8 protein-coding genes are annotated in these 5792 nt (G+C 38.5%); all 8 read right to left on the minus strand.

The features are described 5' to 3' along the window. Positions 1–121: 121 nt before the first annotated feature. The gene (locus KIV41_RS08280; protein ID WP_252040551.1) at positions 122–484 is read right to left on the minus strand and encodes a hypothetical protein; all 363 of its coding nucleotides are present in this window, start codon (positions 482–484) and stop codon (positions 122–124) included. Between the two features lie 141 nt (positions 485–625). Continuing rightward, positions 626–1282: a site-specific DNA-methyltransferase gene (locus tag KIV41_RS08290; RefSeq protein WP_285336070.1), complete on the minus strand. Its 657-nt coding sequence runs from the start codon at positions 1280–1282 to the stop codon at positions 626–628. Positions 1283–1289: 7 nt separating this feature from the next. Beyond that, positions 1290–1571 carry a hypothetical protein gene (locus KIV41_RS08295; RefSeq protein ID WP_053306554.1) on the minus strand — a complete coding sequence of 94 codons (282 nt, stop codon included), beginning with the start codon at positions 1569–1571 and terminating at the stop codon, positions 1290–1292. Between the two features lie 214 nt (positions 1572–1785). Further along, positions 1786–2292, minus strand: a complete 507-nt coding sequence (locus KIV41_RS08300) for a hypothetical protein (protein ID WP_104975425.1) — start codon at positions 2290–2292, stop codon at positions 1786–1788. Between the two features lie 147 nt (positions 2293–2439). After that, positions 2440–3276: a hypothetical protein gene (locus tag KIV41_RS08305; protein WP_285336072.1), complete on the minus strand. Its 837-nt coding sequence runs from the start codon at positions 3274–3276 to the stop codon at positions 2440–2442. Between the two features lie 158 nt (positions 3277–3434). Then, positions 3435–3905, minus strand: coding sequence for a GNAT family N-acetyltransferase (locus KIV41_RS08315; RefSeq protein WP_085319722.1), 471 nt, complete (start codon positions 3903–3905; stop codon positions 3435–3437). A 169-nt stretch (positions 3906–4074) separates the two neighbouring features. Next, complete coding sequence (locus KIV41_RS08320) at positions 4075–4521, minus strand: GNAT family N-acetyltransferase (protein ID WP_285336073.1); 447 nt, start codon at positions 4519–4521, stop codon at positions 4075–4077. A 103-nt stretch (positions 4522–4624) separates the two neighbouring features. Then, the gene (locus tag KIV41_RS08325) at positions 4625–5713 is read right to left on the minus strand and encodes a hypothetical protein (RefSeq protein WP_285336074.1); all 1089 of its coding nucleotides are present in this window, start codon (positions 5711–5713) and stop codon (positions 4625–4627) included. Between the last annotated feature and the right edge of the window lie 79 nt (positions 5714–5792).

A 5792-nucleotide genomic window follows, 5' to 3' on the forward strand; every position in this document is an offset into this window, starting at 1 on the left:
CGAATAACGCCCTGTTAAGGTGTGAGCAACGCAATACCGAAGCTCTCGCATACCACCTTAAACACTAAAACAAACGCATAGTAAAAATGCCACGCGTTGCGAATCACTCTTAAACAGTTTGTTATGCCTTTGACTGATAGGTCGCTTTTGATATGTATTCTGCCACACCTAAAATGCAAAAAACGCCACCTATGGTTGTAAAATTGCACGCGCCCTCTTTTGCACAAGCAGAAAGGTTTTTATTAAACCAAGTTCTTGTTAAGTAGCCTGATTCTCTTAAATGTGAATAAGCCAGTTGGAATTCTGATAGCGTCACTCCTTTTTCATAAAAAGGGGCTTTATCCGAATGAGAGGGAATACGATAGATTAACGCTTCTTCACCTCTTCGCCTACCAATACCTTTGATTACGAAGTCTGCTTTCGCTTCTGGTTTCGGAATAACTCGACCAACTTCTTTAGCTAACTCTCGGATGGACTTTTCCATTTTTTCTCCTGAGGCATAACGCCCTGTTAAGGTGTGAGCAACGCAATACCGACGCTACCGCATACCACCTTAAACACAAAACGCAACGCATAGCAAAAGTGCCACGCGTTGCGAATCACTCTTAAACAGATTGTTAGGTTACTATTTTTCGACTCTGCCTTGAAAGTGCTCATGAGCTGCATCTGAAATATCACAACCAATGTAGTTTCGATTTAATTTTTTAGCTGCAACGAGTGTCGAACCAGAGCCAAAGAATGGGTCCATTACCAACTCACCTTCAGTGCTACTTTGAGAAATAAGTACCTCAAGTAAGTCTACGGGTTTTTCAGTTGGGTAGCCCCTATAAACCCTTTTTGATTGAAGTATATCAGGCACACCTAAGTCATTGAGCTTACGCTTACCTTTTTCAAAGAAAAGTATGTATTCGTGGCGAGCTCTGTAGTGATAGCCCATACCAATAGTGACTTTGTCCCAAACGATTGGTTTCCAAAATTTAAAACCTACTTTCTCTGCTATTGGCTTAATTACGAACATTGTTTCTTGATCGCAAAACAGATAGAAGTGAGAGTTTTTCTTTAGGACTCGGTATACCTCTTGTAAAAGACTCTCAAACCTTTCATTGGGAAAGATTTGAAACCACTGATTACTTGATGCTTTACTTACCTTTAGCCTTGTCGTGGTCCCAATTTTCCGATGCTTTTCCAATGATTCGTATGGTGGGTCTGTGATAACTAAGTCAACGCTCGCGTCAGTGAGCGTTGAAAGCCATTCAACTGCATCTTCTTTAAAAACTTGCATTGAACCTCTAGATTAAACCGCTACATGTTCGTCCATTACGATAGACATTTGAGGCTACACCTTTAGCAAGCCTGCGGCAATCAATACAGTAACTCTGGTAACCATCAGGATTACGTGCAGTTTTGCGAGCTGGTGTTTTACCAAAGTTAAACGGATATGGATGGAAAACATGCTCTCCTCCATTAGCATCGGAACAATGAGGACAAGATTTGTATTTTTGACCAGTTACTGGATCTGTCTTGTGAATCATGCCGATATTTAAGCGCTTACCACAACAATTACATGCCATTTTTATCTCCTATCAACGACTTATACGACCCGATAATAAGAGAAAAAACATATGCAAACTGCGATCTATGCACTCAATTTAGTAACCTAACGCCGCGTTAAGTGGTGAACAACGCGACCACCTAACCTAAACCATTGTGCCGTAAACACTTAAGCTGATACAAACCAAAAATGCCAAGCGTTGTGAATCCGTCTTAAACGCTTTGTTAGGCTAATTATTTCAAAGCTTGTGCTTTATGTAATTCGAGAGCCTTTTTTCGCCCACTTTCACTTAAATATACTAAGTTTTCATTCCACGCATTTATATCTAGCAAACCTTTTTCGTTTAGACTTCTACATACATCAAGTAATTCCAATTTACTAAATGGAGCTTTTCTATAATCAATGTTGTCCAAATCTGCCGTTTTATCAGCTAACTCACCAAGCAGGTAAATGAAACTAAGCTCCAACTCAGTGAGATTTTGAGAGCGAGCATACTGCGCTCTAACCTTCATAAAACCAACAATTTTGTCTTTTACAAATTGAATTCCCCAAAATGTCAGCAAACAACCAGAGAAAACTACTACTCCAAGTAATCCTGTAGCCCAAACTTTTGGAAGAGCCTCAAACATAGAGGGAAACAGTCTAGGAGCAACTAACAAAGTCACGCCCGTAATAAAGCATGCCGCTGTCAGAGTTTTAGATACTGTAATATCCTTGAATATATCTGAAATCCAGTTCACTCAATACCTCGATTTTTTAGTATTAGCCTAACGCCGCATTAAGGTGTGAGCAACGCTACCACGAAACTTAACCATACCACCGTAAACACAAAACCCAACGATGGAATGGAAAATGCCAAGCGTTGGGAATCACTCTTAAATGCTTTGTTAAATTGATTTTTCGATCGCCAACCTCAAAACTTTGGCACCTTTTTCGGTCAATTTCCCTGCACTAACTAAGTCAAGCTGTGTCATGAAATCGATGTCTCCAGATGTAACCATTTCTTCATCGACTACATCTCTAAAATGACGGTTAAGAATACGTATTGGAGCGTTAATATATTTTGAACTAAAACGCCCTTCTATTCTGTTTGCCAAGTAAGCAATAAAATCTTGAGGAACATCAGAAATATCACTTTGTACGCGATTAATATCTCGTTGCAGCCTTCTAAGTTCTTGCTTTGAACGGTCTAATTCTTTAGCGCTCTGCTCAAGCTGAGACATTACTTGTTCTTTTTCATCGTCTGCAATTCTTGCTTTTTCAATAAGGTTTAAAATGACCTTATTCATTTCCTTTTCTTGTTCTTTAATATGTTCTTTTTCTTTCTTTTCTTCTTCTTTAGCGCGGTCAACATCAAAAGGCATTCTGTCAAACTTGTCACGCAATCCAGTATATCCGTCGTCAATGTGCTTCAGCTTCTCACCAAAACCTGACTCAATACGACCTAAAATTTCAGATATCTCTTTAGTAAACTTGTATGAATTGTCATAAAACATGTTAGATGTATCTGTCGCTTTAAAATAAAAAGCAACCGATAGAGCTATAGCAAAAAAAGCTAGCAAAACAGACAGTAAGTCTGTGAAGCTAAACGACTCAAACTTTATAGATATATCGGCGCCAAGAAGTTTCCATGTAACTATTGCAAGGATGGCAACGATTAAAATATCTCTAATGTTTACAAGAGTCAGAAATCCTTTGTTCGAGTTATTTTCTTCTTTACTCATTTAGTTTGATACCTCATTAATCAATTTAACGCCTTGTTAAGGTGTGAGGCACGCAATACCGAAGCCTACGCATAGCACCTTAACCACTAAAACTAACGCATAGTAAAAATGCCACGCGTGCCGAATCACTCTTAAACAATTTGTTATGTAGCCGACTTTCAGCTTAGTGCTTTCTGCCCAATTAGGATTTTGGGGGCAATACCAGCTTTGCGATACAAACCTAAAGCAGATTCATTGAAGGAATATACTTCTAAAAACAGCTCTTCTCCGCCGTTAGAAATAGCCCTTTTCTCAAATGCCTCTATTAGCGCCAGTCCAACGCCTTGGCTTCTAAAGCATGAATCCACTACTATTTGTTCAATGCTCGCGATTTTTCGCTGTTTGAGCGTCCAAGACTTACGAACCCATAGCTCACCAAAAACAAAACCTACTAACTGCCCTTTGCTTTCGGCTACCAGAAAAATCGAGCTTTCACTTTCGATTATCTTGTGTAGGTCTATTTTTTGTTCAATTTCTTCCGGTGATAAGAAGTCATCAGGTAAATTTGCTTGATGGTACTCATTAAGCTGAAACTGTAGTTTCTTGATAACACTGATATCTTCAATGCGAGCTTGGCGAATATTTAACATATATAAATCCTTTTAACTTACCGTCCTCTCGTGGCTACATAACGCCGCATTAAGTAGTGAGCAACGCTCGACCACCGAACTCAACCTTGCCACCGTAAACACCAAAACTCAACCAAACCAAAAGTGCCCTGCGTTGCGAATCTGCCTTAAATGCTTTGTTATGCGCGTACTAGATTTCTATGTATAGCCTAAGCATGTCTTTGTGCTGGATGCCGTTTTCAAATATTGGTTCTACATAATTGAGTAGAAAGTGGTCTTTAATGACTGATTCAACTCTGAAACCTGCCCGTTGATAATAGGTCAATTGATAACCAAATGTCCCTGTACCAAGTTCAACCCTTTGAATACCTTTGCGAGATAACTGAGAAAGGGCAAATTCAAGCAACTTTGAACCAATACCTTTACCTTGATACCTAGGATTAACAGAAACATTGTAGATTTCAGCCACATTTGGACCCATCGGTTTGACAACACAAACACCCAATATTTGCTTACATTCAGAAGCAGAAAAACACCAAGAATCTGATAGATACGATGAAATATTCGCTGCTGAAGGATCTGCTTCAAGTAATAATTCTAATGGGATTTCGCTACTTTTTACTTCGATATATTCCATTTTTCCGCCAAGCGCATAACGCCGCGTTAAGTAGTGAGCAACGCTGCCACCTAACCTAAACCATCGTGCCTTAATCACTAAAGCTGATTCAAACCAAAAATGCCTAGCGTTGCGAATCTGTCTTAAACGCCTTGTTATGTTTGATTGCAGTTAACACCAATGTAACCATCTCTTCAGTGCTTGTTTCCAGATATCGTTGAGCAGCACAGATTCTCTCTATCTTAGGTAGATTATTATTTACATAAACAAAAACCGGATTAGAGAACACCCTGGAGAACTCCTTATGATATTTTAAGCTCTTCTTATTTTTAACAGTCTTAAGTTGTGAAAAATAAACACCTTCATGACCCACTTTAAAAGTATATTCATTAAAAATCCTGTTAAATAACCTAGCTGGATGCTCCTCTTTAATTGAAATTATTTTGTCACTCCTCAAATCAATGTCTTCACCTTTTGTTGGGTCAATAGAATATTCGTAACAAAAGTCATCGCCTTTATATTTATCTGAGAGCACTACATGGTATTTAGCAAATCCATACAACTCAATATAAGCATATACGTGATGACCTTCATTATATGCCCTTATGTAATGAAAAGGGATGCCAAATGGTCTATCAAAACAAACATCTAGACTATACCCATAGTTCACACAGCAAGAACCACCTTGAGCCAAATAGCTCTTTGCGACATTACAGAGACTAATGTCAAATTTCACTTTAGCTAAGAATGCTACTGCGGTTTTAGCTATAGACTTGGAAAAGTCGTTGCTCAAAGGTGGAAGGTTTAACTCATCTTTGAATTTTAACTCTTCAAAAACACTTTCCTTAGTAAAAGAGTAATTTCCTTTATCAACACTAAGCCCCTCTTTTTTAATCAACATTTCTATATACTGACGAACTCTTTTTTCAGATGGACCCCGAACTACCAATTTCCCATCAATGATTTCATGATCCACTCGATCAGAGCTAAACCTACCAGGGTGGTGATAGTATATAACACCGGTATCACTAACCACCTTTCTACTTTGAACCTTTCCACGATCTCTTATTATTTCAAAGTAAAGAGCAAAAGGAGATAAACTATTGTCAACTTGATGATCCCAATGTTTCCCGGACTCACTATTACAACTTTGACAAATGAACCCACGAACCTTTTTTTTTTCCACCGATACAGTTAAGAAAAATGTGCTCATTTGAGTCATTATCTTTATTTATGGCTTTATCACATAAAAAACATTCCATTTCACCCCCTTAAAACATAACGCCCTGTTA

It is taken from the genome of Vibrio sp. D401a, assembly GCF_030248515.1.
In the GTDB taxonomy this organism is placed as follows: Bacteria; Pseudomonadota; Gammaproteobacteria; order Enterobacterales; family Vibrionaceae; genus Vibrio; species Vibrio rotiferianus.